Raw genomic sequence first — 1,171 nt, forward strand, 5'->3', positions numbered from 1 at the left:
TTGTAAGGGCGACGCTCACCAGGACTACCGCCATGCCTGCCATCACCCGCAGCCCCACCCTCTCGTCCAGCAGCACCGCGCCCAGCGTCACCGACACAACCGGCAGTAGGTATCCGACCGTTGCCGCGCTCGTCGGGCCCTCGTCCGCTATCAGGCGGTAGTTGAGGTAGAAGGTCACGCCGGTGCCGAGGATGCCCAGGGCGGTGACCGCCAGCAGGGCCGTGAGGTCGGGGTGTACCGGGCCGGCGGCAGGCAGGGCGAGCGTGGTCCAAGCCGTTGCGGCCATCAACTGTGCCGCCGAGACGGCCAACGGGGCCTGGCCCGCGGTGAGTTTGCGGGACATGTACGCGAAGGCCACGGCGTAGCTCGCGGCGGCGCCCAGGAGGGCCAGGGCGCCCCAGGTGAGCAGGCCCGAGCGGTGCCAGGGGGCGAAGATCAGGACCGTGCCCGCGAAGCCGAGCAGGAGTCCGGTCAGGCGGGCTCGGCCGAGGCCGCGGTCGGTGCCGAGCGCGATGCCGATCAGCAGGGACCACAAGGGAGTTGTGGCGTTCAGGACGCCCGCGACGCCGGAGTCGACGGTCTGCTCGCCCACGCTGAACAGGGCGAACGGGATGGCGTTGCAGAACAGGGCGGCCACCGCGAGCCGGCCCCAGGTCGTACGGTCACGCGGCAGACGCTGGCCGGCCGTGCGAGCCAGGGCCAGCAGCACCAGCGTGCCCAGGGCGCAACGGGTGATCGTGATCTGCGCGGGGGAGAGGCCGTGGTTCAGGGCGAGTTTGATCCAGAGGAAGCCCGAACCCCACAGGAGGGCGAGCACGGCCATGCGGAGTGTCGAGGCGGGCTGCATGGGTCCACGGTCGGACAGCCGGACCTTTCAGCACAAGCGAAAGATCCTACAGTCACTGTTAACCTCAGCTACATGCTTGATGTGCGACGTATGCAGGTCCTGCGGGCCGTGGTGGGAAGCGGGTCGGTGACCGCGGCGGCGGCCCGGCTCGGATACACCCCGTCCGCCGTCAGCCAGCAGGTCGGGGCGCTGGAGAAGGAGGCCGGCACCGCGCTTCTGGAGCGGGTCGGGCGCGGGGTGCGGCCCTCGGCGGCCGGGCTGCTGCTCACCGGGTACGCGGACGCGATCGCCGGGCAGGTCGCCGAGGCGGAGACGGCGCTGGCG

2 protein-coding genes are annotated in these 1,171 nt (G+C 71.4%); one reads left to right on the forward strand and one right to left on the reverse strand.

Going from position 1 to position 1,171, the window contains the following annotated elements; genetic code table 11:
* On the reverse strand, positions 1-847 hold an 847-nt coding region (locus tag ACFWI9_RS34575; RefSeq protein WP_387169330.1), incomplete at its 3' end, for a DMT family transporter.
* Between the two features lie 72 nt (positions 848-919).
* On the opposite strand from ACFWI9_RS34575, the gene ACFWI9_RS34580 reads away from it, so the two are divergent.
* On the forward strand, positions 920-1,171 hold a 252-nt coding region (locus ACFWI9_RS34580; RefSeq protein ID WP_387169333.1), incomplete at its 3' end, for a LysR family transcriptional regulator.

The organism is Streptomyces sp. NPDC127084 (genome assembly GCF_042724175.1).
In the GTDB taxonomy this organism is placed as follows: Bacteria; Actinomycetota; Actinomycetes; order Streptomycetales; family Streptomycetaceae; genus Streptomyces.